At 67.7% G+C, this 25,582-nt stretch carries 26 protein-coding genes and 2 tRNA genes; 17 read left to right on the forward strand and 11 right to left on the reverse strand.

Annotated elements, in window-relative coordinates; translation table 11 throughout:
- Positions 1-123 precede the first annotated feature (123 nt).
- Positions 124-324 (reverse strand): hypothetical protein, encoded by a 201-nt coding sequence (locus AC3WLB_RS11925; RefSeq protein ID WP_492506210.1) that lies wholly within the window; start codon positions 322-324, stop codon positions 124-126.
- Positions 325-490: 166 nt separating this feature from the next.
- Here AC3WLB_RS11925 and AC3WLB_RS11930 point away from each other — a divergent pair, with 166 nt between their 5' ends.
- Genes AC3WLB_RS11930 through AC3WLB_RS11965 form a run of 8 tightly spaced genes read left to right on the forward strand, consistent with a single transcriptional unit; the run spans position 491 to position 7,674 of the window.
- Positions 491-1,420 carry a universal stress protein gene (locus tag AC3WLB_RS11930; RefSeq protein ID WP_492506212.1) on the forward strand — a complete coding sequence of 310 codons (930 nt, stop codon included), beginning with the start codon at positions 491-493 and terminating at the stop codon, positions 1,418-1,420.
- Positions 1,421-1,440: 20 nt separating this feature from the next.
- Positions 1,441-1,977 (forward strand): GyrI-like domain-containing protein, encoded by a 537-nt coding sequence (locus AC3WLB_RS11935; protein ID WP_492506214.1) that lies wholly within the window; start codon positions 1,441-1,443, stop codon positions 1,975-1,977.
- On the forward strand, positions 1,974-2,639 hold the full coding sequence (locus AC3WLB_RS11940) for a phosphoribosyltransferase (RefSeq protein ID WP_492506216.1): 666 nt from the start codon (positions 1,974-1,976) through the stop codon (positions 2,637-2,639). The genes AC3WLB_RS11935 and AC3WLB_RS11940 overlap by 4 nt, the downstream gene beginning before the upstream one ends.
- 6 nt (positions 2,640-2,645) lie before the next feature.
- Positions 2,646-3,944, forward strand: a complete 1,299-nt coding sequence (locus AC3WLB_RS11945) for an erythromycin esterase family protein (RefSeq protein ID WP_492506218.1) — start codon at positions 2,646-2,648, stop codon at positions 3,942-3,944.
- Between the two features lie 33 nt (positions 3,945-3,977).
- Positions 3,978-4,427 (forward strand): Hsp20/alpha crystallin family protein, encoded by a 450-nt coding sequence (locus AC3WLB_RS11950; protein WP_492506220.1) that lies wholly within the window; start codon positions 3,978-3,980, stop codon positions 4,425-4,427.
- A 2-nt stretch (positions 4,428-4,429) separates the two neighbouring features.
- Entirely contained in the window at positions 4,430-5,272 is an 843-nt protein-coding gene (locus AC3WLB_RS11955) for a universal stress protein (RefSeq protein ID WP_492506222.1), read from the forward strand.
- Positions 5,269-6,279, forward strand: coding sequence for a zinc-binding alcohol dehydrogenase family protein (locus AC3WLB_RS11960; RefSeq protein WP_492506224.1), 1,011 nt, complete (start codon positions 5,269-5,271; stop codon positions 6,277-6,279). The genes AC3WLB_RS11955 and AC3WLB_RS11960 overlap by 4 nt, the downstream gene beginning before the upstream one ends.
- 21 nt (positions 6,280-6,300) lie before the next feature.
- Positions 6,301-7,674: an MBL fold metallo-hydrolase RNA specificity domain-containing protein gene (locus AC3WLB_RS11965; protein WP_492506226.1), complete on the forward strand. Its 1,374-nt coding sequence runs from the start codon at positions 6,301-6,303 to the stop codon at positions 7,672-7,674.
- A 9-nt stretch (positions 7,675-7,683) separates the two neighbouring features.
- Here AC3WLB_RS11965 and AC3WLB_RS11970 read toward each other — a convergent pair whose 3' ends face one another.
- The 5 genes from AC3WLB_RS11970 to AC3WLB_RS11990 are packed head-to-tail and all read right to left on the reverse strand — an operon-like array spanning position 7,684 to position 11,928.
- Entirely contained in the window at positions 7,684-8,253 is a 570-nt protein-coding gene (locus AC3WLB_RS11970; RefSeq protein ID WP_492506228.1) for a flavodoxin family protein, read from the reverse strand.
- Positions 8,250-8,837: a hypothetical protein gene (locus AC3WLB_RS11975; RefSeq protein ID WP_148287500.1), complete on the reverse strand. Its 588-nt coding sequence runs from the start codon at positions 8,835-8,837 to the stop codon at positions 8,250-8,252. Before AC3WLB_RS11975 ends, AC3WLB_RS11970 begins: the two co-directional genes overlap by 4 nt.
- A gap of 5 nt (positions 8,838-8,842) precedes the next feature.
- Positions 8,843-9,520, reverse strand: a complete 678-nt coding sequence (locus tag AC3WLB_RS11980; protein ID WP_492506230.1) for a BON domain-containing protein — start codon at positions 9,518-9,520, stop codon at positions 8,843-8,845.
- Positions 9,521-9,574: 54 nt separating this feature from the next.
- Complete coding sequence (locus AC3WLB_RS11985; protein ID WP_492506232.1) at positions 9,575-10,210, reverse strand: response regulator; 636 nt, start codon at positions 10,208-10,210, stop codon at positions 9,575-9,577.
- A complete protein-coding gene (locus tag AC3WLB_RS11990; protein ID WP_492506234.1) occupies positions 10,207-11,928 on the reverse strand; it encodes a sensor histidine kinase in 1,722 nt (573 codons plus the stop codon). The genes AC3WLB_RS11985 and AC3WLB_RS11990 overlap by 4 nt, the downstream gene beginning before the upstream one ends.
- Positions 11,929-12,161: 233 nt before the next feature.
- Between AC3WLB_RS11990 and AC3WLB_RS11995 the strand changes: the two genes are divergently transcribed.
- The 4 genes from AC3WLB_RS11995 (at position 12,162) to AC3WLB_RS12010 (ending at position 18,072) form a co-directional block, all read left to right on the forward strand.
- Positions 12,162-13,898: a hypothetical protein gene (locus AC3WLB_RS11995; RefSeq protein WP_492506236.1), complete on the forward strand. Its 1,737-nt coding sequence runs from the start codon at positions 12,162-12,164 to the stop codon at positions 13,896-13,898.
- 799 nt (positions 13,899-14,697) lie between these two features.
- Positions 14,698-16,083 (forward strand): TrkH family potassium uptake protein, encoded by a 1,386-nt coding sequence (locus AC3WLB_RS12000; RefSeq protein ID WP_492506238.1) that lies wholly within the window; start codon positions 14,698-14,700, stop codon positions 16,081-16,083.
- 189 nt (positions 16,084-16,272) lie between these two features.
- Positions 16,273-17,598, forward strand: coding sequence for a DUF2254 domain-containing protein (locus tag AC3WLB_RS12005; protein WP_492506240.1), 1,326 nt, complete (start codon positions 16,273-16,275; stop codon positions 17,596-17,598).
- 228 nt (positions 17,599-17,826) lie between these two features.
- A complete protein-coding gene (locus AC3WLB_RS12010; RefSeq protein WP_492506242.1) occupies positions 17,827-18,072 on the forward strand; it encodes a hypothetical protein in 246 nt (81 codons plus the stop codon).
- A gap of 132 nt (positions 18,073-18,204) precedes the next feature.
- Here the strand turns inward: AC3WLB_RS12010 and AC3WLB_RS12015 are convergent, their stop codons facing one another.
- Positions 18,205-18,519, reverse strand: coding sequence for a hypothetical protein (locus AC3WLB_RS12015; protein ID WP_492506244.1), 315 nt, complete (start codon positions 18,517-18,519; stop codon positions 18,205-18,207).
- 146 nt (positions 18,520-18,665) lie between these two features.
- Between AC3WLB_RS12015 and AC3WLB_RS12020 the strand changes: the two genes are divergently transcribed.
- Positions 18,666-19,136 (forward strand): MarR family winged helix-turn-helix transcriptional regulator, encoded by a 471-nt coding sequence (locus AC3WLB_RS12020; RefSeq protein ID WP_492506246.1) that lies wholly within the window; start codon positions 18,666-18,668, stop codon positions 19,134-19,136.
- Positions 19,137-19,147: 11 nt separating this feature from the next.
- On the opposite strand, the gene AC3WLB_RS12025 is transcribed toward AC3WLB_RS12020, so the two are convergent.
- Positions 19,148-19,600: a MarR family winged helix-turn-helix transcriptional regulator gene (locus AC3WLB_RS12025; protein ID WP_492506248.1), complete on the reverse strand. Its 453-nt coding sequence runs from the start codon at positions 19,598-19,600 to the stop codon at positions 19,148-19,150.
- 127 nt (positions 19,601-19,727) lie between these two features.
- On the reverse strand, positions 19,728-20,240 hold the full coding sequence (locus AC3WLB_RS12030; protein WP_492506250.1) for a hypothetical protein: 513 nt from the start codon (positions 20,238-20,240) through the stop codon (positions 19,728-19,730).
- A gap of 64 nt (positions 20,241-20,304) precedes the next feature.
- Here AC3WLB_RS12030 and AC3WLB_RS12035 point away from each other — a divergent pair, with 64 nt between their 5' ends.
- The 3 genes from AC3WLB_RS12035 to AC3WLB_RS12045 all read left to right on the forward strand — a co-directional run bounded on the left by AC3WLB_RS12035 (position 20,305) and on the right by AC3WLB_RS12045 (position 23,366).
- Positions 20,305-20,628 carry a HesB/IscA family protein gene (locus AC3WLB_RS12035; RefSeq protein WP_492506252.1) on the forward strand — a complete coding sequence of 108 codons (324 nt, stop codon included), beginning with the start codon at positions 20,305-20,307 and terminating at the stop codon, positions 20,626-20,628.
- 64 nt (positions 20,629-20,692) lie between these two features.
- The gene (locus tag AC3WLB_RS12040) at positions 20,693-21,787 is read left to right on the forward strand and encodes an ABC transporter ATP-binding protein (protein ID WP_492506254.1); all 1,095 of its coding nucleotides are present in this window, start codon (positions 20,693-20,695) and stop codon (positions 21,785-21,787) included.
- Positions 21,744-23,366, forward strand: a complete 1,623-nt coding sequence (locus tag AC3WLB_RS12045; RefSeq protein WP_492506256.1) for a hypothetical protein — start codon at positions 21,744-21,746, stop codon at positions 23,364-23,366. The genes AC3WLB_RS12040 and AC3WLB_RS12045 overlap by 44 nt, the downstream gene beginning before the upstream one ends.
- A gap of 158 nt (positions 23,367-23,524) precedes the next feature.
- On the opposite strand, the gene AC3WLB_RS12050 is transcribed toward AC3WLB_RS12045, so the two are convergent.
- Positions 23,525-23,598: transfer RNA gene (locus AC3WLB_RS12050), tRNA-Met, on the reverse strand.
- 20 nt (positions 23,599-23,618) lie between these two features.
- Positions 23,619-23,690, reverse strand: a tRNA-Thr gene (locus tag AC3WLB_RS12055).
- 130 nt (positions 23,691-23,820) lie between these two features.
- Between AC3WLB_RS12055 and AC3WLB_RS12060 the strand changes: the two genes are divergently transcribed.
- A complete protein-coding gene (locus tag AC3WLB_RS12060) occupies positions 23,821-25,572 on the forward strand; it encodes a glycoside hydrolase family 13 protein (protein ID WP_492506258.1) in 1,752 nt (583 codons plus the stop codon).
- The last annotated feature ends 10 nt before the right edge of the window (positions 25,573-25,582 follow it).

Below are 25,582 nucleotides of genomic sequence, written 5' to 3' on the forward strand. Positions count from 1 at the left end.
CAATCACCACAGGCCCCACACCGCCATCGGAGCAAAACCACCCATCAGCCGGCTAACTAACCTGCCTGGGCAGTACACCTAGTGCGGCCGTCCCCGAAGGACTAAAGTCCTCCGGCGACGCGGTCACACGCCGAGGGCCACCAACGAGTGGTAGATGACGTATGCGGGCCAGACGATGGCCTGGAGCAGTCCGAGGATGACCCCCCAGAACGACCCGTCCGACCGCGACACGAAGTAGATCGCTGCGCCGACATAGGCGACCAGGAACACGAAACCCCAGGGGCCGTTCCGAACGACCACATCCGCCCGACCGTTCTTCCCCATCGCCTGACCACCCTTCCTCCGTTTCCCGGTATCCGAGCACCGCACGAGCGCCACGGAGTGGTCTTTGGTCCCATCTCTCCGATGGACCTTCGACCATCCGCCGACCCGGCCGAAGGGGGAAGGTGGCTCTGTCGGAACGCGAACGGCCGGATGAACGGAGTGGACGATGAATCAACGGACAGTGGTCGCCTGGGACGCCACCGACGAGAGCCGCGCGGCCGTGACGTGGGCTCTCGCGCGAGCCCGGCACCTGGAACACGGCCACGAGTTCGTGTTGGCGCATGTGATCGACGACAACACCTACGTGCCGGGAAAAGCGTTCGGACCGGGTCACTACGACACGGCCGGCTCGCCGACCGCCGACGACGTGGCGGCCGTGCAGGAGCAGCTGCCGAACGGCCGCGTCTCGAGCCAGATCGTGATCGGCGACCCACTGACGTCGCTTCGGCGCTTCACCGATCCCTCCACCCTTCTCGTCGTCGGCACCGAGGCCCGGACCGGTGCGCATTTCCGCTTCGCCTGGGCGATCGGCACCAGGCTCGCCGCGACCGCTCTGGGACCGGTCGCGGTCATCCCCAAGCAGGTCACGGGCATCCGTTCGGGTGTGGTCGCCGGCATCGACGGCTCGGAGACCTCGATCAGGGCCGCCTTGTTCGCGGCGGCCGAAGCGAACCGGCGCCGCGAATCCCTGCGACTGATCAACGCCTGGCTCGAGCCACCGATCTGGCAGGAGCCTCTCGTCTTCGACAACGAATACATCGACGAGGACTATTTCCAGACGGTCGCCCGGCAGCACGAGGAACTCGTCACCGACGCAGCGGCGATCGTGCACAGGTCGTTCCCGGATCTCGCGGTGACCGCCGAGGAGGTCCGCGGCCACATCGTGAGGTCGTTGCTGGACGCTTCACCTCTTCCCTCGCTGGTCGTGGTGGGATGCCGGAGCCGGAATGCCTGGAACCGGTTCGTGCTCGGCTCGGTCAGCCACGAGCTGCTGCTGAACCTCGACACACCGGTGGTGGTGGTCAGCGACCGAGTCCGTGACGGCGTCTCCGAGAATGACGCCGAACTCGCGTCGCTGGAACCGGTAGCGGGGTGACCGGTGATGAGGAGCACCCGATGACCGCCACCCACGAAGAGAATGTTCCCCCGATCACCGTGGTCGGAGTCCGCAGCACGATGCCGCTCGACGAACTCCGTTCCTTCTTCTCGTCGGCCTTCGCGCAGGCCACGGATGCTCTGCACCAGTCGGGGCTGGCGATCGCCGGCCCACCGATCGCCGTGTACTTCGGCGTGACCGGGCAGGCGGTGGACGTGCTGGCGGGGTTCCCGCTGGCGGTACCCGAGCCCCCGTCGGCGCCGGGGCCGAAGATCATCGCCGCGACGCTGCCGGAAGGCCGCGCCGTGACAGCGCTGCACCACGGAGGATACGACCGGGTCGGCGAGACCTACGCCGAGATGCGTGACTGGATGCACGAGCGCGGGCTCGGCACACCCTCGCTGATGAGCGAGCAGTACCTCATCGGGCCCGACAGCGGCAAGGACCCCGCCGAGTGGCAGACGCTCATCACGTACTACCTACCGCCCGATGAGGCCGTACCGCCTGCGCAGACCTCGGCCACAGCCGCGAACGACGCCACTGGGAGGCAATCATGAAAGCGTTCATCGACCGCCAGGACGCGGGACGACAGCTCGGCCGGCTGCTGGCACAGTACGCCGACGACCGGCCCGTGGTGCTGGGACTCCCCCGCGGCGGGGTGCCCGTCGCCGCCGAGGTCGCGGTCGCCCTCGACGCACCACTCGACGTCATCCTGGTGCGCAAGCTCGGGCTCCCGTTCATGCCCGAAGTGGCGATGGGCGCGATCGCCGAGGGTGGCATCCGTTATCTCGACGACGCGCTGATCGCCCGGTGCGCCGTCACCGCCGAGCAACTCAGCGATGTCGAAGCCGCCGAGTGGCGCACCTTGGAGGCACGCGAGGCCGTTTTCCGAGCCGGTCGCGCTCGGCTGCCGCTCGCCGGGCGAACCGTCATCGTCGTCGACGACGGCATCGCGACGGGGTCGACCGCCCGTGTCGCCTGCCGCGCCGCGCGGGAGCTCGGTGCGACACGGGTGGTGCTCGCCGCGCCGGTCGGTTCTGCGGATGCGCTCCGATCGATCGTCGAAGCGGATGAGATCGTCTGCTCGCTCGTGCCCCGCTCCTTCCGCGCGGTCGGGCAGTTCTACGACTGCTTCGGACAGACCCCCGATGCCGAGGTGGCCGAGATCCTGCGGGCCGCCGCGGAACGCTCCCCACAGCGGCACCCGATCAGCCGGTGACCGACCATGATCGACATCGCGGCACGCGAACGACGCGACGCCATCGCGCAGATCCGGTCCCTGAGCCGGCCGGTGACGGACGGCGCTCTGCTGCGGCGAGCCGCGCAGAGCCCCGTGGTGGGGATCGGCGAGGCATCCCATGGCACGCACGAGTTCTACCGATGGCGCGCCGACTTCACCCGGGCACTGATCGAGCAGCACGAGGTGCGGTGGATCGGGGTGGAAGGAGACTGGCCCGACTGCGCCCGCATCAACCTCTGGCTGCACGACCTCGACCGACCCGAACGCGATGCCCGGGCTGTCCTGGGAACCTTCGAGCGGTGGCCGACCTGGCTCTGGGCGAACGACGACGTCGCCGACTTCCTCGACTGGCTGCGTGACCTCAACCGCGTGCGCCCGCTCGCCGAGAAGGTGTCGTTCTACGGCCTGGACGTGTACTCGCTGTGGGATTCCCTCGACGTCGTCATGCGCTGGCTCACCACGAACGCCCCCGAGGCCCTCGAGGAGGCTGAACGCGCCTGGCAGTGCTTCCTGCCCTTCCACCAGGACCCGCAGGCCTACGCCTGGTCCACCCGCCTGGTGCCCGAATCCTGCGAAGACGAGGTCGTGGCGCTGCTCGCCGCCGTCGTCCTCAGCGCAACCGACATCGCCGAGGACAGCGTCTTCGACGCCGTGCAGAACGCCCACATCGTCGCCGGCGCCGAGGAGTACTACCGGTCGATGATGCGAGGTGACCGGGACTCCTGGAACATCCGCGACATCCACATGACCGACACCATCGACCGCATCCGTCAGCACCACGGCGAATCCGCGCATGGCGTGCTGTGGGAGCACAACACCCACCTCGGCGACGCGCGAGCGACCGACATGGCCGGGGCGGGTCTGGTGAACGTCGGGCAGCTCCTTCGGCAGCGGCACGGCGACGACGTCTTCCTGATCGGCCAAGCCTGCGGCGACGGCAGGGTGCTGGCGGCCGATGCGTGGGGCGTGCCCGAGACGACCCGGGTCGTGCCCCCGGCGCGATCCGGAAGCCACGAAGACCTCCTGGGCGAGGCGTTGATCGGCGACGCCCTGCTGCTGTTCCCCGGCGACAGGCGCGGACCCTGGCTGAACGCACCCCGCGGACACCGGGCGATCGGCGTCGTCTATCGACCCGAGGCGGAGCTCGGCAACTACGTTCCCACCGTGCTGGGCCGGCGCTATGACGCACTCGTGTGGTTCAGGAGCACCTCCGCGCTCGTGCCCCTGCACCATGAGCGACCACCCGTCGAACCGGAGTACGAGACCGCACCGAGCGGATTCTGAGTCCATCGACAAACCGAGAGAAAGGAACCCATCGTGGCCCGCAACCTTATTCGTTTCGACCCGTTCGCCGAGCTCACCGCTCTGCAAAGGCAGTTCTTCGGCGACGGCCTCTATGCGCCCACGCGCACCGCCATGCTGCCCACCACCGACGTCTACACCGAGGACGACAAGCAACTCACCGTGGAGGCTCACCTGCCGAACTTCGCCGACGACGACATCTCGGTCGACATCGACCAGGGCGCCCTCGTCATCCAGGCCGAGAAGCACGTCACGGAGGAGGACGCCAAGAAGAAGTACATCGTGCGGGAGAGCAGCACCAGCTTCTACCGGCGCCTCGATCTGCCGGAACAGGCCGACCCCGACCGGGTGACCGCCTCGTTCGAGAAGGGCGTGCTCAAGGTGGTGGTGCCGTTCCGCGACCTGCCGACCCCGAAGAAGATCGCGATCTCATCGGGCGCGGCGACGACGGCACACACGAGTTGACCGTGTACGACCGGATCGTCGTCGGCTGGGCCGAGAGCGCATCCGCTGATGCCGCCGTCGCCTGGGCGATGAGCCGCGCCGAATCGGTGCCGGTGTCGCTGGTGCACGTCGTGCCCGGCCGGGAGACCGGAAGCGACTACCTGAGCGCCACCTCGGACGAGTCCCAAGCACGCGTCCGGCTGATGGCCGCAGCGGAGGAGATCCGGCGCACCCACCCCTTCGGTACCGTTTCGACGGAGGTGCGGCGCGGCGCACTCGTCGATCAGCTCCTCGCGGCTGCCCCGGCGGGTACTCTACTGGTGCTCGGCGGCCGGGCCGGCGCCGAGCGGGAGGGCCCGTTCGGCTGGTCGGTCGGAGCACGGATCGCCGCCTCTCACCTCCCCGGTTCGGTCGCGATCGTGCCGCGGTCCGACGCGGGTCGCGCCCGAACCGGCGTGGTCGTGGGCTACGACGGCACCCCGGAAGGCGACCAGGTGGTGGAGGTGGCGATCGCGGAGGCGAGCGGGCTCGGGCAGGAGCTCCACATCGTCCATGCGTGGCTGGAACCACCGGCGTGGCAGGACGTCGACGCGCCCGAGCTGGGGCTGGAGGACTCCCTGGAGGCCGTGCACCACGGTGTGCTGGACACCGCCGTGCGACGCGCGGGCAGCACGCCGGGGCTCGAGATGCGGGCCTCTCTGGTGCACGCACCGGCGGCTCTCGCGCTGGTCGACGCCGCGCGCGACGCCTCAGAGGTGGTCGTCGGCAATCATGGCAGCCGCACCATGGGCCTCTTCATCCTCGGCTCGGTGAGCCACATCGTGGTGCGTGAACTGCCCGCCCCCGTGCTCGTCGTCCGGTCATGACCACGGCAGGCACGACCGGCGAAGCCTGGGTGGCACGAGGCGATGGGCTCGTCACCCTCGAGCCACGCAGCCTGCCGGCACCGGTGGGTGACGAGGTCATCGTCGAATGCCTCGCCTGCGGTGTCTGCCGCACCGACCTGCACGTCGTCGACGGGGAATTGCCACCCCACCGCGCCGACGTGGTGCCGGGACACCAGATCGTCGGACGGGTGCTCTCCGTCGGTGAGGGCGTGCGACGCCTGGCACCCGGCGACCTCATCGGCATCGCCTGGCTTCGGGAGACCTGTGGATCGTGCACCTGGTGCTTGACCGGGCGGGAGAACCTCTGCGAGCGGGCGCGGTTCACCGGCTACGACACCGACGGCGGATTCGCCCGTCACGCCCTCGTGCGGGAGGCGTTCGCCTACCCCCTCCCGGTGACCACCGTCCCCGAGGAGGTAGCACCGCTGCTGTGCGCAGGCATCATCGGCTACCGGGCGCTGCGGCGCGCGAACCTGCCCCCGGGCGGCCGGCTCGGTCTGTACGGGTTCGGTTCGAGCGCCCACATCACCGCGGCGCTCGCGATCGCCGCCGGGGCGACCGTCTCGGCCATGACCCGCGGGACGGCGAACCGGCAGCTCGCGATGTCGATGCCACTCGAATTCGTCGGCGCGGAGGACTCGGTGCCGCCGCATCCGCTCGATTCCGCCATCGTCTTCGCCCCGGCCGGGGAGCTCGTGCCCCTGGCCTTGCGGGCGACCGCGCCGGGCGGCACCGTGGTCATCGCCGGAATCCACCTGAGCGACATCCCGGCCCTGGTGTACGACGACCACCTCTTCCACGAACGCGACCTGCGCAGTGTGACCGCCAACACGCGCGCCGACGGGATCGAATTCCTCCGCCTCGCCCAGGCACTGACGCTTCTGCCCACGGTGACCAGGTACGCGTTCGAGAGTCTCCCGGAGGCACTGGCCGACCTGCGGTCCGGGCGCGCTGCCGGATCGCTCGTCGTCACGATGTCCGGTTGATGCCGGGTAAGGAGAGCTGTGATGACCACGCGATTGACCTTCTGGGGTGCCACGGACACCGTCACCGGGTCGCGGTACCTGATCGAGGCGGAGGGGCGCCGCATCCTCATCGACTGCGGCCTGTTCCAGGGAGTGAAGACGATTCGCGATCGCAATCGCGCGGCGTTTCCTGTTCCCCCGGCGTCGATCGACGCGGTTCTGCTGACGCACGCCCATCTCGACCACTCCGGCTACCTGCCCGCGCTCGTGCGGGACGGCTTCAACGGGCCGGTGTACGCCACCCCCGGCACCGCCGATCTGTGCGAGATCCTGCTTCCCGACAGCGGCCACCTGCTCGAGGAGGAAGCCGAGCACGCGGCCAGGCACGGCTACTCGAGCCACGCCCGCCCCACGCCGATCTACACGGCCGCGGACGCGACCGCCTGTCTCGCACGGTTTCGGGACGTCCCGTTCGACGAAGCCGTGCGGCTGGCCGACAGCGTCCAGGCGAGTTTCGTACCCGCCGGTCACATTCTGGGAGCAGCGCAGATCCGCCTGACCGCCGGGCACCGGACTGCGCATTTCACGGGCGACCTGGGCCGCCCCGCCGACCCGCTGATGCACCCACCCCGCGACCTCGACGCCAGCGACCTGCTCGTCGTCGAATCGACCTATGGGGACCGCCGTCACGGGACGGAGGACCCGGAAGCGGTGCTCGGCGCCGTGATCCGTCGGGTCACCGGCGCGGGCGGTGTCGTGCTGCTGCCGGCGTTCGCGGTCGGCCGGACGGAGACGATCCTGCTGCACCTCTCACGCCTGCGCGATCGGGGCGAGATCCCGGATGTGCCGGTCTTCCTGAACAGCCCCATGGCGATCGGCGCCGCACGCATCTACGAGCGGTACCCGGACCAGCACCGGCTCGACCGCAGCGAAGTCGAGCGGATGTACGGTCTCGCACACGCCGTGAACTCTGTCGACGAGTCCAAGCTGCTGAACCTCCGCGGCGGCCCGATGGTGATCATCTCCGCGAGCGGGATGCTGACCGGTGGCCGCATTCTCCACCACCTCGTGGCGTATGGCGCCGACCCGCGCAATGCGATCGTGCTCACAGGGTTCCAGGCCACCGGAACGCGGGGCGCAGCGCTCCGCGCCGGCGCGGCCAGCCTGCGGATCTTCGGCCAGGACGTACCGATCCGCGCCGAGATCGTCGACCTCTCGACGATGTCGGCCCATGCTGACACCGACGAACTGGTGAACTGGCTGAGGCGAGCATCCGTGGCGCCGACGATGACCTACGTCACGCACGGCGAACCGGCTGCGTCGGATGCCTTGCGTGCCAGGATCAAGCGTGAACTGCGATGGCGGGTGCGGGTTCCCGAGCGTGGGGACTCCGTGACCCTGGACGACCCCAGTTGATGCGCTGCGTCATCCCCGGGCGGATGCCTCGATCAGCCGGTCGATCACCTCATCGGCCCAGGTCGCGGCCTCCTCGAGCTGACCGTCGAGGAGATGGTGGGTCCGGTCCACCAGGAAGCTGTGCGGCGGCACGAGCGCCCGGTAGCCGAGCGCGTGCAGCTCGCGGTCGATGTGGCGGCCGGCGGAACCACTGAACAACCGCGGGACCGTGCCGATCCGGGTGTCGAACGCCGCCGCGTACCCGCCCCGCCCGGAGGACTTCAGCGAGGGCAGCAGCTCCCGGACGCCCTGGTCGAGCGAGTTCGGTTCGAAGGACAGCCCCAGATCCGCGTTGGCGGCGACCCGTTGGGCTTCGCGGCGGGTGGTGCCGGAGCTCAGCCCGAAGGCATGCGTCGGCGCGCCGATCATCAACAGATCCGGGTCGAGGACGGTGCCGGGGTCGATCCGTTCAGCCACCGCGATCGAAACATCGGTGCGGAGCGACGCGGTCGCGGCGATCTCCTCCGCGATCCGCCGGGTCGCGCCGAACATGGACTCGTAGACGATGGTCACCCGAAGACGGTTATGCACGACGTTCATGTGCGCATCCGTCTGTCCACGCCGCGGTTCGCGTCGAACCAGACGATCGCCCGGTGCAGCGCGACGGCAACGTCGGTCCAGGTGAGCGGGCCGTCGAGCTCCGGCGTGCACTCCAACATCGCCGACGCGACGGTGGGCTCCAGCGGCAGGGGCACATCCACCTCTCCGGGCAGAGCGCAGGTGGCCAGCGCGCTCATGGCACCCGCCGTGTGGACGCTGACGGCAGCAGCCGCCGCCTCACCGATGGCGAAGACGAAAGGCCGTTCATTGCGGGAGGCAGACTCGTGCAGTGCCGCAAGAATCCGGTCGGCGACCCGCTTCCGGCACTGCATCCCGTCGAGCACGGTCTCCTCGGGGGTGATCGTGTCCAGCGAGAGCGTGCTGTAACCGGCGTCGTGCGCGGCGCCGATGAGGTCGGCGTCGTGCCGGCTGAACCGGGAGAACGCTGTCGGGTAGGCGATGAGGATGGTGCCGCGGGCGTCCGGTACGGTGTGCAGACGGGCCTCGACGGTCCCCTCGGGGCCGGGATACCAGAAGTCCACTCCCCCGACGGGGAGCAGTGCCGATCGGTGTGATGTACCCACGGTCGTCACCGCGGCTCGACGACGATCTGGTTGTCGACGTCGGCGACATGGGGCGAGTTCCAGGCGGCCCGTTCCGCCTCCCGCCGCTCTTCCGACGATCGCACCCGGCCGGTGAGGCGGACGGTGGTGTCGCTGACGCTGACCGTGATGCTGTCGGCGTCGACGAGGGCGTCGCGGCGGAGGGCGTTGCGGATGCGCACCCCCGCATCGTGCGCTGAGATGCGGCGGGCGAGCTCGATGCGGTTGTCGACCAGGCGCACGAACTGCACGCCTTGCACCGCCTTGCGCGCAGCATCGCGCTGGTACTGCCAGTCGACCGTCCCGGTGAGGACCACCGTTCCGTCGTGCACGGTGGCGGTGACGGCTCCGTGGGGCAGGGTCGTGGTCCACGACAGCACGGCGTTGATGTGCCGCGCGATCTCCTCATCGCTTGCCGCGGCCTCGACCGTGCCACGCACCGTGATCTCGTTCGCGACAGTGCGCACTCCCTCGACCCGCAGCGCCGCCTTCTCGGCGGCGATCTTCTCGGGCAGTGACGCCACCTCGCCTGACAGGGTGACGATCCCGCGGCTGACAGCGACACCGATGGCGGCGCGGTGCAGCCCCGGCGTCCAGTCGAGCTCGTCGATGACGGCTTGCTGGAGCTCGCGGTCGGGAGCGTTCAGGATCTCTGCAGTGGTCATAGCGGGATACTGCCCGAGCGGGCTCCCGGATCGAGTGACTTAGGTCCATCCCGGTCAGAGATCGTCGCGGTGCTGCAGACCGTAGACGGCGGCCTGGGTGCGCCGCTCGAGTCCGAGCTTGCGGAGCATGTTGGAGGCGTAGTTCTTGACCGACTTCTCTTTCAGGTCGAGGCGTTCGCCGATCTGGCGGTTCGTCAGGCCCTCCGTGATCAGCTTGAGGATCTGCCGCTCGCGGAGGTTGAGGGAGCCGAACCGTGGGTCGTCGCGCGACTCGGCGAGCACCCGCCCCGACACCTGGCGCGCAGCGGCCGGGTGGATGAGCGAGCGCCCCGCCGCGACCGCGCGTACCGCCTCGACCAGACTCGGGCCCTGCACATCCTTCAGCAGATAGCCGGAGGCTCCGGCGACGATGGCCGCCATCACCGCGTCGTCGTCGTCGTACGCCGTCAGGATGAGGCACTTGAGCTCGGGCAGGCGGGAACGGAGCTCCCGGCAGAGGTCGATCCCGTTGCCGTCCGGCAGCCTCATGTCGAGGATCGCGACGTCCGGACCCGTCGCCAGCACCCGCGCCAGGCCTTGCGCCGCGGAGGCCGCCTCGGCCACCACGGCGATGCCCTCGGCCTGCTCCAGGAGATCGGCGACACCGCGGCGGACGATGGGGTGGTCGTCGACCACGGCGACGGAGATCACGATTCCTCCTCGCGATCGGGGATCGGCACCCACCACGTGATGCGCGTGCCGTCGGCTGAGGATGTCAGGTCGAGACCCCCGCCGAGCGTCGTCGCCCGCGTCCGGAGGTTCGTCAAGCCGCTCAGATGCGCGGTGGCCGGGATGCCGATTCCGTCGTCGGTGACCACCACCCTGATGTCCTCGGTGCCGACCGTCACGGCGATGCCGGCCTCGGTGGCCCCGGAGTGCCGCACCACGTTGCTCAGCAGCTCCCGCACCACGGCGGCGACATCATCGGCGAGTTCGCCGCTGACGAAGAGGTCCACCGCACCGGAGAAGCCGACGTCCACCGGGTTGGGCAGCGCCTTCGAGGCGTCGGCGGCGATGTCGAGAATGCGATGCCGCGTCGCCGCCGTGCGATCGCCGTCGGGCGGACTCAGCGCGAATACGATCTTTCTGATCTGGGCGATGACCGCGTCGAGGCGCTGGACCGCGGCGGCGATCGTCTCGCGGTCGCGATCGTTCGCGCTCGCCGTCGCACCCTGCAACTCGAGGCCGGTGCCGAAGAGGTCCTGGATGACGTGGTCGTGGAGATCCCGGGCGATGCGTCCGCGGTCCTCCAGGAGCAGCATGCGCTGCTGGTCCTCGCGGGCCCGCGCGAGTTCCAAGGCCACACTGATCCGCTCGCCGAGGTCCACGCCGACCTCCAAGTCGGTGCGGCTGAAGCCCGGCTGGTCGGGCACCCTCGCCGCCACCAGCACACCCCAGACGGTGCTCCCGGCGGTCAGAGCGATGTACGCGGTGGCGCCGGTGACGCCGTCCTCCGTGACGGCGAAGGGGTCGCGCGGCTCGCCCTCCGCTGCTGCGGTCAGCGGCCGCATCGTCGAGACGCCCGAGTCGAGCACCTCGCCGGCGACGGTCTGCGCGATCGGGAACTCCTGGCCGTCCAGGACGTCGGCACCGAGTCCCCGCGCGGCGACGACCAGCACCGTGCCGGGATGCTCGCCCGGGACCACGATGCTGATGCGCTGAGACCCCGATCGGCTGATCAGCTCGTCGGCGAGAACGGAGTACGCCCTGCTCCGGTCGGAGTCGAGCAGTGCGGCCGCGATCTCTGCGGAGGACGTCATCCACCGTTCGCGGGTGCGTGCTTCGATCAGCGTCCTGGCGTGATCGATGGCGAACGCGGCGGTGGCGGCGAGCGCCTCGACGAGCTGCTCGTCCTCGTCGGAGAACTCCCCGGAACGCGGATTGGTGAGGTAGAGGTTGCCGAAGACGCTGCCACGGACGCGGATGGGCACTCCGAGGAACCCTTCCATGGGCGGGTGGCCCGGCGGCAATCCGACGGAGCGCGGGTCGTCAGCCAGGTGCGCCAGACGGATGGGCTCCGGGTCGGCGATGACCGCTCCCAACAGGCCACGGCCTTGCGGGAGGCGTCCCATCGCGGCGACGTGTTCCTCGTCCATCCCCTCATGGATGAACGCCTCGAGCGAATGCCCGTCGGCCGCGATGACGCCGAGGGCGCAGTACTCGGCGTCGGCGAGCGTGGCGGCCGCCTGCACGATCCGCTTCAGTACCACGCCGAGCTCGATCTCCTCGACCACCGCCCGCGTCGCCCTCAACAGGGCGCGGAGTCGCCCCTGTGCGTCCCGGACGTCGTTGGCGCGAGCGATGAGCGACTCGATCGAGCGATCGAACTCCGACCGTGGGATGCCGGGCGAGGGGAGGTAATCAGTCATCGCGCCTCCAGCGGACACGGCACAAAGTACCACTCCGGAGAGGCTCCGCACTACAGCAAAAACCCCCAAGATGGCTGCGTGTTCCTGGTCGGGCACCGGCATCGACGTGGTGCCGCTCTGCAACTTCCTGGTCTCTTCGAGACCAGAGAGTCAATTCCGGTGAAGAAGCCATCCAGCCCTTCAGCTGATCGGGCGGGGGAAGCCGATGAGTCGACGCTCGATAACATGCTCGCATGCCCTTGCGTACCGCTTTGTCCACCCTCCTCCTCGGCACATCGGTCCTCACCGTTCTCGGCGGCCCCGCCTTTGACGGCACGGCGCACGACGTATCCGGTGCGTCCAGCGCCACCACGACGGCGACACCCGCACCGAGCACGACCGCGATGCCGGACGCTGAGGGAGCCACTCAGCGAAGCGAAGCGGCCGGCTCCTCCGCAGTCCCCACCGCGTGCGTCTCGAGCGACGTCGACCCGGCCATCCCGGCGGCCGACTTCGGTGACATCGCCGAGTATTCGACGACCCCGCTCGCGCAGGGCGTGGACTGCACGGGCTTTCGGGCCTATCTGTCCACCGGTCTGCCCCAATACGACTCGCAGTCGTTCGAGTTCTTCGGCGAGCTCGTCGGGAGCGACGGCAGCGAGAACTCGATCGCGATGATGTCGCAGGGCAATCCGCTGTCCTGGGTCGACCCGAACCTCCCCGTGCCGATCACGGTCGAGGAGGCCGGGGTCATCTTCAACCGACTCGGCGAGAACGCGGGCCCGGTGATCGGCGGCGTCGACGGCCTCGCGCTGCCCGACCTCCCACCGACGACAGCGACTGCTGACGTATCGATCGGCTACCAGCCCTGGAGCATCGACGTCGCCGGAACGACGGGGACCGAGCCGGAGACGATCTCGATGACTGCCATCGCCGGCGCTCCTGGCGCGGTCGGCACCACCTACGAGCTCACCGCCGTTCTCGCGACGGGCTACGCCGGCCAAAGCACGACCGAGCCGACGACATTCACTGCAGTAGTGAAGGACCCCACGGGCATCGTCCAGTGGGGCTACGGGCCCAACGGCTTCTTCCCGCTCTGGATGTTCGACGGCACCCCGGTTGACGGCATCGCGACGAACGATCAGCGCGGCGCGATCATGAACGACTTCGGCGGCGACATCGGCGCGTACCTGGCGGCCACGAACGACCCGATGACCGGTCAGGGGTCGCAGTACTATTCGATGCCTGTTCTGAACGTCGAGCAATGGTCAGTCACTCGTGGCGAGTCGTACGTAGGCGGCGGCACGTCCGGCACGCTCTGGTTCGACAACCTCACCGAGACCTACAACGAGACCGCCGACTACATCGTCCGCAACGGGTACCAGTGGACCGAGTTCTCGATGATGCTGCCGGACACGGGGCAGGGCCTGCTCCTCGCGAAGACGAGTCAGACCGACGTCGGAGACCTCTACTACGCGATGCTGGCCGGCGCGGGCTCGACGCAGAACACGAACGGCACCCTCGCCCCGACCGAGAACTGGCCACAGGCTGCCATCGAGATCGAGGCGGTCCCCGGCAGCGAGTGGACTTCTCCGCAGAGCTGCTACGTCTACACACTCGCCGATCACGTCACGCTCGCGGCGGTCGATGGCAGACCTGCCGTCGACGTCGTCTTCAGCGCTGTCGATCACCCCTTCCAGGAGATCGACGCCCTCGGCCGGCCGGTCTACGAGGGCCTGTTCTCGTACTCCGGGACGATCGAGGGGCAGGCCGTCAGTGGCAGGGCTTGGGGTGAGATCCAAGGCACACCGCCGACCGACGACTGTGGCGGCAGCCCCAGCCCCAGTCCCACCCCCAGCGCGGTGCTCGCCGCCACCGGGCAGGACCTCCCGTTGGTCCTGCCCGCTGCGGCAGTGCTCCTGTTGAGTGGAGCGGTGATCCTCGCCGTTCTTCGTCGCGGTTCGAGTTCGACGGCAAGACGTCGCCTCTGACGTGATCGAGGCACACGAGCGCTGTGGTCATGCTGTTTGCACTCCGAAGACGTGGCTTCTTGATCTAGCTCCTGGAGGCCGCGGTCCTTCGCGCCAGCCACCGCACGGCTAGCGCCGTGCCGACGAGGATGCCCGCCAAGCCGATCGCGTAGCCGGCGATGACCTGTCCAGAGTCGCGACAGCGGGCAGCACGAAGTGGAGGATCCGCGAGGAGAGCGGCGCCAGAGTGCGCTCTCGATGGTGAAGTACCCCAGAAGGTTACGAATCGAGCACGTACCGAACACGAACGCGCAGTCCTTCCGGAGCCGCGAACCTGGAAGGACATCACCCGCCGCACCGTCCACGAGTTCATCGACGATGGCGCAATCGACGCTGCGGGTGCTTTGAGTTCTTCGCCGTCCTAGCCGTATTCCCGGCAGCATTGGCGATCGTGTCCCTAATCGGGGTGATCGGAGACGGCGAGAAGATCGTGAACCGGCGGCGCGGAAAGCAGCTCCCTGCTCGAACCGACACCGTGATCCCTCGAGCCAGGCGAGCGCTAGCGAATCTGTGGCAGAGAGTGACCCATCGGTAGATGGCCTCTCGCGTTTCGGGTGAGGTTGCGCTTAGCCTGATGAATGGTGTGCCGGGAAGTCTGGTCGGCGGACGATCGGGCGACGGTCGTTCCTCCCGAGGAGAGGGCAGCCTATGCGCGACCGGTTCGAGCTGAAGCTCACAACCCAGCCGCGACGTCTTCCATGACCGCGGTCGCCGATGTGCACCCTGCCCGCTTTCTCGGATCGAGGCTGCTGTGACGTTCATGAAGATCACCCGAGCACCTCGACGGACAAGCCCACTCCGGCTGGCGATGGCCACGAGCCGACTGGCGAAGATCTCCCCCGCTCTATTGGCCTTGGCGATCTTCCTCCTCGTCGCCCTTCTCTTCACCGGGCTACTGACGTTGCCCTTTGCGTCGGCGTCCGGGCGAGCGACGATACTGCACGACGCGATGTTCACCGCGTTCTCCGCCGTGACCGTCACCGGGCTCGTGTCGGTGGACACGGCCGAGCACTGGTCGTTCTTCGGTCAGGTCGTGATCCTGGCCGGAATCCAGATCGGTGGCCTCGGCATCGTCACCATTGCTCTGCTGCTGTCCCGGGCCGTGACTCGCAGTTTCGGGGTGCAGGTACGTATCTTCGCGCAGCAGGGCATCGGCGCGAACAAACTCGGCGAGGTCCAATCGTTGCTCCGCATCGTGGTGTTGACCACTCTCGTGCTCGAGGGCGCACTCGCCGTGATTCTGATCCCCCGATTCATCATCGTGGAGCAGTCCGTCTCTCAAGGCCTTTGGCACGGCCTGTTCTATGCGATCTCCTCGTTCAACAACGCCGGCTTCTCGCCCAACCCGGGCGGGCTCGCAGCCTTCGATGGTGACCTTTGGATTCTCATCCCCGTCATGGTCGGCGTGTTCGTCGGCAGCTTCGGGTTCCCCGTCTTCATGGTGCTCATGGTGTCCCGCAACCACTGGCGGCGCTGGTCATTGCACACCAAACTCACCCTCACCACCACCACCATGTTCCTCTTCCTCGGTGCGATCGCCTGGGGTGCCTTCGAGTGGGCGAACACGGCCACCATCGGTGACATGACCGTCGCGGACAAGATCTTCCACTCGTTGTTCGCATCGACAATGATGCGTTCGGGCGGGTTCTCCCTCACCGACTACGGCGCATCCAATCCGGCGACCTTGCTGGTGACGGATGCGCTGATGTTCGTCGGCGGCGGGTCCGCCTCGACGGCCGGCGGCATCAAAGTCACCACCATCGCGGTGCTGTTCCTCGCAATCGTCGCCGAAGCCAAAGGTGACAAAGACGTGATGCTCTTCGGCCGCACCATCCCCCAGGGAATCCTTCGCGTGGCGATCAGCGTCACCTTCCTCGGCGCCACCCTCGTACTGGTCGCAACCGGTCTGATCATGCTGGTCTCCGACGCACCGCTTGACCGCATTCTGTTCGAAGTGATCTCCGCGTTCGCGACCTGCGGACTCAGCGTGGGCCTCAGCGAAGAACTCCACCCGTTCGGCCTGTATGTGCTTACCGCACTGATGTTCGCCGGCCGGGTCGGTCCTATCGGCCTCGCCTCCGCCTTGGCGATCCGACGCCGGAACCTGCTGTTCCGCTACCCGGAGGAACGCCCCGTCATCGGCTGAACCTGCCCGGTAGACCAGCGACGGGTGCTGCGGTAAGCCTGATTAGCGGGGGCGATTCTGTCGTGAAGGGGTAACGTCAACACCGTCCGGTCGCCCTCGTCTGGAGTCACGACTCCGAGGTGATGGTGAGATCGGTCGACAACAAAGGAGGTAGGGCGGATCGTGTCGCAACCGGAGCGTCCGTCTCGAGTGCGGAACCTCACCTGGTGGGCGACGTTCTCCGAGTCAGTGCAATCACGGCTCTGGCCGCTCCCTGTCTCGGCGGTGATTGTCGCGGTCGCAGTGGGGATCGTGCTGCCCCGCCTTGACCTGCTGGTCGACAGCGCCCTTCCCACCGACGTCGACTCGATGATCTTCAGTGGTGGCGCAGAGACGGCACGGTCGGTACTGTCCTCGATCGCGGGGTCACTGATCACGGCGACGTCGCTGACGTTCTCCTTGACTGTGGTGGCGTTGCAACTGGCCAGCAGCCAAGCGTCTCCTCGCGTGCTTCGTCTGTTCGCCCGAGACCGGCAGGTGCATGCCACCCTGGCCCTGTTCCTCGGAACATTCGCATACTCTCTGACGGTCCTGCGCTCTGTTCGCGCCGAAACCGAGAACGTTCCGGAGTTCGTTCCTCGGATCTCCGTGACAACCGGTTTCGTCCTGACCCTGGTCAGCGTCGTCATGTTGGTCTTCTTCCTCGCACACCTCGCCGCCCAGCTCCGCGTCGAGACCATGCTGAAAGACATCCATGCCGACACCGACCGGGTGATCGACCGGGTCGGCGAGAGCAATGCCGCCTGCACAGGTTACCCAGGCGTGTTCACGATCCCGGACGAGCCCAACACGGTCACAGTCACCTCGAACGGCTTCATCACCGGGCACGATCATGCCGCCCTGATCGCCGCCGCTGATCGCTACTCGATCGTCATCCAGGAGCGACGACGCATCGGGGAGAACGTCGTCGTCGGAACCCCGCTAGCCTCCTGGTGGACGACCGGCACCACTGATCCCGATCACGCGGTGATCGAGAACGCGATCAGGAGCGCATACACGACGGGTTATGAGCGGACGGCGGCTCAGGACATCGGCTACGGCCTGCAGCAGATCGTGGACATCAGCGTGCGCGCGCTCTCCCCCGGAGTCAACGACCCCACCACCGCCATGAACGCTCTCGGGCACCTCAGCGCTCTCCTCACACGAGTCCTGAGCATGCCCGTTCTTCCCGCCGGGCTCACCGGACCTGGCGGTCACCTCCGCCTCGTCCCGATCCCGGCCACTCCGTCCAACACGATCAACGAGGTGCTCTCACCCGTCCGGCACCACGGCGCCGACGACCCGGCGGTCGTGGCACGGTTTCTGCAAGTCGTCTCCGACATCCACACCACGTGCAGCAATCCGATCGTGGACGAAGTTCTCGTCCGGCAACTGGAAGCCCTGGACGGCCAGTTGCGAACAAGCAACTCCGATCCGGTAGCAGTGGCCGAGCTCACTGCCTCACTGGCGCGCTTGAAAGCCTGCATGCCGATCTGAGCGGGTTCGACCCGACGCTCAGTCGAGAATTCCGAATGCCGGACGTTCCGCAGGCGCCGCAACCGTCGCGGAGAGATTGCCATCACCCGGCACCACGTGCATCACAGCCAGGAGCCCTCAGCTCCGGGCACACGATGCCCTGGTGCGCCTTATTTGCATAACTGCAAGTATTGTCACGGTTCGCTAACAGTCCCGCCGGAACGCAGGCGAGGTGCTTAGCGTGGAACTATGCCCACCCTTTCCGAGATTGATCGCATCGCCCCGAGTGCCCAGGATGCCCGCACCGCCCGGGCCGACGGCGTGCGCATCGTCAGCGTCATGGCTGCTCTCACCCTGGCGGCCGCACTGGTCAGTGGCATGGCGTATGGGATAGTGGCCCAGGCTCTACCGGCGCCGGCGTCCCTGCCAACACCCGCGGCGACATCAGTTGCAACCCTCGACGGCGCCGACAGCACGGTCGACACCGTCGGCTGATCCGGCGTTCGGGTCAACCGGCCGAGCGGCCGATGATCGCGAACGCGGCAACCACAGCCGAACCGACGATCACAGCGATGCAGATAATGAGCAGAATGGTGTCGTCTCGCCCCTGAGGCGTCCCGGGCGAGGTCACGACCGGTATCCGGCAGGAAGATCTCGGAGGATGCGGTGCCCGCGTTCCGCGGCGATCGGAGTCATCAGGTGGGCGAGTATGGCTACCGTCAAGGCGTCGTCATGGTCAGCACACAGCGCTCGCCCGAGAGTGAAATCGAAGAGGAAGGCGTTCATCTCCGCCCACCGAGCTCCCGACGCATTCTGGGCCACGTGACGCTCGAATTGCCATTCGGCGGGGCTGGCGTCGCGGGCGAGAAGCATCAGGGTCTTGGTGACGAAGACGTCTTGAATGAGGGAGATATCATCCATCAGGAGCGGTGACGGTGTCATCGGGTCGCCTTCGGGTCTGCCACGGCGCTCGGGGGCGGCGCTGCCATGCCTGTGCCGCTGCCGGTGATGGTTGTGTCAGCGGCAGATACTTGTACGATAGCAAATGTTGCGGATGGGCGTTAATGCGTCGAGAGGAAGGTGACGTGATGGGTGAGCAGTTGGCCGACGTGGATGCGGTAGAGGCGACGTTGACGTCTTCTCGCGCACTACTTGCCGTCGTCGCCCGATCGGTCGCCGACGCCCTTCACGATGTGACCTTGCCGCAATTCCGGGTGCTGGTGGTTCTGGCGACCGTCGGGACGCTGCGGATCGGTGCGCTGGCGGAGCGAATGAGCGCCAATCCGTCGACGTTCTCTCGCACGATCGACCGGATGGTCGCTCACGGCTGGGTCGACCGAGCAACCAGCGCCGATAGCCGCCGCGAGGTCCTCATCCAAATCACCGAGAAGGGGCGGGCTCTCGTGGATCAGGTCACCGCGCGGCGCCGCCACGATATCGCGGAGATCCTCGGCCGGCTCGCTCCTGCCGAGCAACGCGCCGTGTCAGCGGCCTTGGCCTTGTTCGCGGAGGCGTCCGGAGAACCACAGAGCAAGGACCTTCTCGTTCTCGGAGTCTGACGCACCCCGGCCTAGAGGCCGAGGATGAGGAGTTCTTCTGCAGGTGCTTCTTCGGCAGCCTCGGCGAACACACGGAGGGCGTTCTTGAGTTCGAGTCGCTGGTTCGGTGTCAGTTTGGCGAGGATGGCTGCGAGTTCTGTCCGGCGCCGTGCAGTGACCTCGTCGACGATCTCCCGTCCATACGATGTGATCTGGACGCGGATGCTGGACTGGCCTGCGTCTTCGACGAGACCCTGACGGCTGAGGGATTCGAGCGAGTCAGCGGTGACCCCTGGCGTCCCGTGCAAACGTGCGGTGATGTCGCCAGGGGGGAGTGGGCCGTTGCTGGTGAGCAGGACGAGGATGCGCAGCTCGGGAAGGGTGACCCGTGCCAACGCTTCCGTAGCGGAGCGGGCGATCACGCCCAGGAGGGCTCGGGACGCGAGCAGAGTCGCGTCCGCTGCGTCACCATGCGGGGTTGTCATGTCGGGTCGCCTCGATTCGGGTTGAGTCGATCAGCGCGATCTGCGATCCGTGCAGTCTTGCACGGATCACAGCCGCCAGCCCGGGCGGAAGCCGCTTTGTTGTGCGTTCGAGATACAACCAGGCCGCTCAGAGCTTGGGTGGCTCAGAGGTACCGAGGGCGGCGACTTCTGGCGTGTACTCGATCCACACTTCCCCTGGATACGGGGCCGGGAGAACAGCTCCCGATGCGACAGCAACGGGTGCGGCGCGGAGGTGATCGATGACGGCCGTGAGCATCGCAGTCTGTTTCGCCATGGCGGCCGCGCGCGGGTTCACCCCCGGTGCCTGCAACCAGGTGGCCAGGGCGTCAGCGAATCGTTCGTCGCGAACGGCACCGACGAAATCCCGCAGAAACGTGTCGAGCGCCGCCCCTCGGTCGGTTTCCACAACCGGGCGCTGCGATCCGAAGCGGGCGGCGGTGTAGGCGAAGAGAAATGCGTTGCACCGTTCCCATGACTCTTCCGATTCGTACCGGATCTGCGCCAGATCGGCCTCCCAGGATTCCTCGGAAGCCGCCCGGCTGAGGAGGTCGCCGATCAATGTCTGCATCGATTCCTGGATGCGGCGCTGCGATTCCACCAACAATCCCTCGTCGCTCATGGGAATTCCCTCTCAATCAATTAATGCCTAGTTGCAACTGTTGTACTCATGCAATCATGGTTTGGTGCTGGTTCCCAGCCACCGCTACAGATCGGAAGGACAAACAATGCTCACTCTCACGGAAAACGCCGCCACCGTCATCAAAGGCCTCGCAGGTCGAGTCGACGGCGCCGACCACGCGGGCCTTCGCATCGGCGCAAAAGAGAATGACCCCGCCGGCTTCGCGGTCGAGATCGCGCCCGAGCCCGTCGAGGGTGACGAGGTCGTCGAGCGGGACGGATCGCGGGTGTTCCTTGACGCGACCGCAGCTCCGAAGCTTTCCGACAAGGAGCTCGACGCGCTCATCGAAGAAGGCAGCGTGCGCTTCTCCCTGCGTGCCAAGAGCTGACCGACCGCCTCAGCCCACTACGGATCGTCCGGCACGTACCTGCCGGTGAAGGAGCAACTGAATCATGGCATCTGTTACGTTCGACAAGGCATCCCGCATCTACCCGGGAGCCACGCGAGCATCGGTCGACAAGCTCGACCTCGAGGTCGCCGACGGCGAGTTCCTCGTGCTCGTCGGCCCCTCCGGCTGCGGAAAGTCGACCTCGCTGCGCATGCTCGCCGGCCTCGAAGAGGTCAACGAGGGCCGCATCCTCATCGGCGACCGCGACGTCACCGACATCCCCCCGAAAGACCGCGACATCGCGATGGTCTTCCAGAACTACGCCCTCTACCCCCACATGACCGTGGCCGAGAACATGGGCTTCGCGCTCAAGATCGCCGGCGTCAACAAGGATGAGCGGGCCGCCCGCGTGCTCGAAGCCGCGAAGCTGCTCGACCTCGAGCCCTACCTCTCGCGCAAGCCCAAGGCCCTCTCGGGTGGTCAGCGTCAGCGCGTCGCCATGGGCCGCGCCATCGTGCGTCAGCCCCAGGTGTTCCTCATGGACGAGCCGCTGTCGAACCTCGACGCCAAGCTCCGCGTGCAGACCCGCACCCAGATCGCGTCGCTGCAGCGCCGCCTCGGCGTCACCACGGTCTACGTCACCCACGACCAGACCGAGGCGCTCACCATGGGCGACCGCATCGCCGTGCTGAAGGACGGCCTGCTCCAGCAGGTCGGCTCGCCGCGCGACCTCTACGAGAAGCCGAACAAAGTGTTCGTCGCCGGGTTCATCGGCTCCCCCGCCATGAACCTGTTCGCAGCCGATGTGGTCGACGGCGGAGTCGCGTTCAGCACCGCAACCGTTCCGGTCGAGCGCGGTGTCCTCGCCCAGGCCGGGTCTGGTGTCACGATCGGTGTCCGCCCCGAAGACATCGAAATCAGCACCGACCCTGCCGCGGGATTCGCCGCCCAAGTCGATCTCATCGAGGAACTCGGCGCCGACGGATACCTCTACGGCCACACCGAACTAGCCGGCACCCGCACGGACTTCGTCGTCCGCGTCGACGGGCGCACCCACCCACACAAGGGCGACACGGTCTACCTCACCCCCAAGCCGGATCATCTCCACATCTTCGATGAGACAACCGGCGAACGCCTCCTCGCCGCAACCGCCACGTGACGCCTCGGTGATCGCCCACGGAAGACGCCACAGCTTTCACTCCCGAATCGCCACCACAGCGATTCTTGCAGCCGCAGCGGCAGTATTGGCGGGATGCACCACAGCCACGGCCGACTCGGACGCCCCAGGCCGGGTCGAGCTGCGCACCCCACAGGCGGGCGCAGCTCTGATCAGTCAGGGGCAGCGTCAGGCTGCCGCGATCGAGGCCAGCCAACTGTTCTTCGACCAGTCCCCGCTGGTGCTCGTCGTCGACGAAGCAGACGGTGCCGCAGTACAGCTGGCCGAGGCCACGGCAGTCGAGCTCGGCGTGCCCCTGTTCCCGATCACCAGCCCGGCATCGCCCACCCCGCACACCGGCCCCATGCCGCCATCCACGGCTGCACCGACTGCCCTCGCGGAGGAATTCGATCGGCTCGACGCGTCCCGTGTCGTGGTGTTCGGCGAGGTCGCTGCGTTCGACTCCGGTGGCGCAGCCCGCACCGACGTGACCTCGCTCAGCGACCCGGACGCGGTCGACTCCGCCTTGGAACCGCATCCGGAACCGGCGCGCCTGGGCGAACCCGTCGCGGCGGTAACCGATGGCTCTGCTCCGGAAGCGGCCGCCATCGCCCAGGCGGCAGGCGCCGCCCTCATTGAGCAGGCAACCCCAGGCGACATCCTCGCCGCCCCGGACGTGATAAGTGCTCTCACCCGCCTGCAACCCGCCAGTACCGTGCTCATCGGGGATTCCTACGCTGCCCAGCCGGCCCCTGACTGGTCGCTGAGGGCCGCAATGACCGGATATCAGCTCACCGGTGGCGGTCAGCGCCTATTCACCAGTCACCGTTTCGTCGCCCTCTACGGCGTGCCCGACGTTCCCGTCCTGGGGGTTCTCGGCGAACAGGACATCACCGGCACAATCACTCGCGCCAGCCAGCTCGCCAGCGAATACGCCCCCCTCTCGGACGTACCCGTCGTGCCGACACTGGAGATCATCGCCACCGTCGCCGCCGGCGACGCCGGCTCGGATGGGAACTACTCCAACGAACTCGACCCCGGCCGAATCCTCGAATACGTCGACGCCGCGTCCGCTGCCGGCGCCTACGTCGTGATCGATCTCCAGCCAGGCCGGTCCACGTTCCTCAGCCAAGCACAGGCGTACCAGGCGCTCCTCGAGCGTCCCAACGTCGGGCTCGCCCTCGACCCCGAATGGCGCCTCGGCCCCGACCAAGTCCCCCTGGAACAGATCGGCACCGTATCCGCAGACGAGATCAACGCCGTGTCCAGCTGGTTGGCAAGACTGGTCGACACGAAGGGGCTCCCGCCCAAGATGTTCGTTCTGCACGAGTTCCGGGAATCGATGCTCACCGACCGTGAACGGATCGACACCAGCTATCCGCAGCTCGAGTTCCTCGCCCACGTTGATGGGCAAGGCGCCCAGCCTGAGAAACAAGCCACCTGGCACGCCCTGCTGGCCGCCCCGCCGGAAGGGGTGGCCAGGGGGTGGAAGAACTTCATCGACGAAGACTCCCCCATGCTCACACCTGCCCAGACCATGACGGAGGTTCTTCCCCGCCCCGACTTCATCAGTTACCAGTAGCCGGTCATCCACTCACCTACCGTGCCGCGTCGCTGTCTGTGCGGAGACGCTGAGATTCGTACTCTGTTCCGCCAGCACCGTGCGCAATCTCTATCGCGCCACTCACGCTCAAAGCACAAGCAAAAACCCCCAAGATGGCGAGATCTTGGGGGTTTTCGTAGCGGGAGCGGGACTTGAACCCGCGACCCCACGATTATGAGCCGTGTGCTCTAACCAACTGAGCTATCCCGCCAGGGCTTCGTCGGAAGCCGGAGCCCCCTGTGGGAATCGGACCCACTACCTCTTCCTTACCAAGGAAGTGCTCTACCAATGAGCTAAGGGGGCGCGCGCAGCCGCGAGCGGCTTTTGGCACCAGTAGAGAATAGCATCACTCGCCGCCCCGTTTCGCCGCCCGGCGGCCGCCCGATGTGCAAACGGTTCCAGGCGCCCGCGCGCATCCCTTAGAGTTCTCCTCATGACAATCGCGGACTCCCCCGAAGCAGACCTCCCCGAGACGGATGCGCAGCCCACCGCCACCCTCGTCGGCACCGGCGGCGAGTGGTGGCGTTCAGCCGTGATCTACCAGATCTACCCCCGCTCCTTCGCCGATGACAACGGCGACGGGGTGGGCGATCTCACGGGCATCCGCAAGCGCCTGCCCGCCCTCGCCGAGCTCGGCATCGACGCCGTCTGGCTCTCCCCGTTCTTCACCTCTCCGCAGCACGACGCCGGCTACGACGTGGCCGACTACTGCGACGTCGACCCGCTCTTCGGCACGCTCGACGACTTCGACGCGTTGCTGGCCACGGCGCACGAGCTGGGCATCCGCGTCATCGTCGACCTGGTGCCGAACCACACCTCGTGGGATCACCGGTGGTTCCAGGAGGCTCTCGCCGCGCCCGAGGGGACCCCCGAGCGGGCCCGCTACATCTTCCGCGACGGCAAGGGCCCGAACGGCGACGAGATGCCGAACAACTGGGAGTCGGTGTTCGGCGGCCCGATGTGGGAGCGTGTCACGCGGCCCGACGGCACGCCCGGCCAGTGGTACCTGCACATCTTCGACAAGTCCCAGCCCGACCTCGACTGGCAGAACCCCTGGGTGCGCGAGCAGTTCCACGGCATCCTGCGCTTCTGGCTCGACCGCGGGGTCGACGGGTTCCGGGTGGATGTGGCGCACGGCCTCATCAAAGAAGACGGCCTGCCGGACTACACGCCTCCTGCCGATGCGGGGAGCATGGGCGGCGGCACCGTCGGGCTGGAGCCGGAGATCTCGGCCGACGCATCCGAAGACCCGCCCACCCCGCCCTACTGGGCGCAGGACGGCGTGCACGAGATCTTCCGCGGCTGGCACGAGGTGCTGAGCGAGTACGAGGGCGACCGGGTGCTCTGCGCCGAAGCGTGGGTGGAGCCGCTGACGAAGCTGGCACGCTGGGTGCGGCCCGACGAGATGCAGCAGGCGTTCAACTTCACCTACCTCTCGGCCGGGTGGTCGGCGACGGAGCTGCGGCGGGTCATCGACACCTCCATCGCCGCCTTCGCGACGGTGGGCGCCCCGAGCACCTGGGTGCTGTCGAACCACGACGTCGTGCGCCACGCCTCCCGGCTCGCACTCACCGCCGAGAACCCGCAGGGGCACGGCATCGGGCCGAAGTCCCCCGGCCTGCCCGACCCCGTCGTCGGCCTCCGCCGTGCACGGGCGGCGAGCGCGCTCATGCTCGCCCTGCCGGGGAGCGCCTACATCTACCAGGGCGAAGAGCTCGGTCTGCCGGAAGACATCGAGCTGCCGGATTCGGCGCGGCAGGACCCGACCTGGTTCCGCAGCAACGGCGAGCGCTACGGGCGCGACGGCTGCCGGGTGCCCATCCCGTGGGAGGCCGGCGTGCCGACCTACGGTTTCGGGCCGGCGGGCTCCGACCAGAGCTGGCTGCCGCAGCCGGCCGGGTGGGATGTGTACGCCCGCTCGGAGCAGGAAGGCGTGGCCGGGTCGACCCTCGAGCTCTACAAGCTCGCGCTCGAGCTGCGCTCGCGCTTCGACCTCGGCACGGGCACCCTCGAGTGGCTGCCGGGTTACGGGCCGGAGGTGGTGGCGTTCGGCAACAACGGCATCACCGTCATCGCGAACATCGGCGAGACCGCGGTGGAGCTCCCGGTCGGCGATCTGCTGCTCGCGTCGGAGCCTCTCGCCGAGGCGGCCCTGCCCGCCGACACCACGGTCTGGCTCGCGTAGCCCTCCTCGC

The sequence above is a fragment of the Herbiconiux sp. FW305-C-125 genome (assembly GCF_058783455.1).

What these genes read in the sequence shown, in the direction of transcription:
- AC3WLB_RS12040 (WP_492506254.1), top strand. Translation starts at nt 20,693, where the DNA reads ATGGCATCTGTTACGTTCGACAAGGCATCCCGCATCTACCCGGGAGCC.
- AC3WLB_RS12015 (WP_492506244.1), bottom strand. Translation starts at nt 18,519, where the DNA reads ATGACACCGTCACCGCTCCTGATGGATGATATCTCCCTCATTCAAGAC.
- AC3WLB_RS11970 (WP_492506228.1), bottom strand. Translation starts at nt 8,253, where the DNA reads ATGAACGTCGTGCATAACCGTCTTCGGGTGACCATCGTCTACGAGTCC.
- AC3WLB_RS11965 (WP_492506226.1), top strand. Translation starts at nt 6,301, where the DNA reads ATGACCACGCGATTGACCTTCTGGGGTGCCACGGACACCGTCACCGGG.
- AC3WLB_RS11995 (WP_492506236.1), top strand. Translation starts at nt 12,162, where the DNA reads ATGCCCTTGCGTACCGCTTTGTCCACCCTCCTCCTCGGCACATCGGTC.
- AC3WLB_RS12045 (WP_492506256.1), top strand. Translation starts at nt 21,744, where the DNA reads ATGAGACAACCGGCGAACGCCTCCTCGCCGCAACCGCCACGTGACGCC.
- AC3WLB_RS12020 (WP_492506246.1), top strand. Translation starts at nt 18,666, where the DNA reads ATGGGTGAGCAGTTGGCCGACGTGGATGCGGTAGAGGCGACGTTGACG.
- AC3WLB_RS12025 (WP_492506248.1), bottom strand. Translation starts at nt 19,600, where the DNA reads ATGACAACCCCGCATGGTGACGCAGCGGACGCGACTCTGCTCGCGTCC.
- AC3WLB_RS12030 (WP_492506250.1), bottom strand. Translation starts at nt 20,240, where the DNA reads ATGAGCGACGAGGGATTGTTGGTGGAATCGCAGCGCCGCATCCAGGAA.
- AC3WLB_RS12060 (WP_492506258.1), top strand. Translation starts at nt 23,821, where the DNA reads ATGACAATCGCGGACTCCCCCGAAGCAGACCTCCCCGAGACGGATGCG.
- AC3WLB_RS11930 (WP_492506212.1), top strand. Translation starts at nt 491, where the DNA reads ATGAATCAACGGACAGTGGTCGCCTGGGACGCCACCGACGAGAGCCGC.
- AC3WLB_RS11940 (WP_492506216.1), top strand. Translation starts at nt 1,974, where the DNA reads ATGAAAGCGTTCATCGACCGCCAGGACGCGGGACGACAGCTCGGCCGG.
- AC3WLB_RS11980 (WP_492506230.1), bottom strand. Translation starts at nt 9,520, where the DNA reads ATGACCACTGCAGAGATCCTGAACGCTCCCGACCGCGAGCTCCAGCAA.
- AC3WLB_RS12010 (WP_492506242.1), top strand. Translation starts at nt 17,827, where the DNA reads ATGCCCACCCTTTCCGAGATTGATCGCATCGCCCCGAGTGCCCAGGAT.
- AC3WLB_RS12000 (WP_492506238.1), top strand. Translation starts at nt 14,698, where the DNA reads ATGAAGATCACCCGAGCACCTCGACGGACAAGCCCACTCCGGCTGGCG.
- AC3WLB_RS11945 (WP_492506218.1), top strand. Translation starts at nt 2,646, where the DNA reads ATGATCGACATCGCGGCACGCGAACGACGCGACGCCATCGCGCAGATC.
- AC3WLB_RS11935 (WP_492506214.1), top strand. Translation starts at nt 1,441, where the DNA reads ATGACCGCCACCCACGAAGAGAATGTTCCCCCGATCACCGTGGTCGGA.
- AC3WLB_RS11925 (WP_492506210.1), bottom strand. Translation starts at nt 324, where the DNA reads ATGGGGAAGAACGGTCGGGCGGATGTGGTCGTTCGGAACGGCCCCTGG.
- AC3WLB_RS11990 (WP_492506234.1), bottom strand. Translation starts at nt 11,928, where the DNA reads ATGACTGATTACCTCCCCTCGCCCGGCATCCCACGGTCGGAGTTCGAT.
- AC3WLB_RS11960 (WP_492506224.1), top strand. Translation starts at nt 5,269, where the DNA reads ATGACCACGGCAGGCACGACCGGCGAAGCCTGGGTGGCACGAGGCGAT.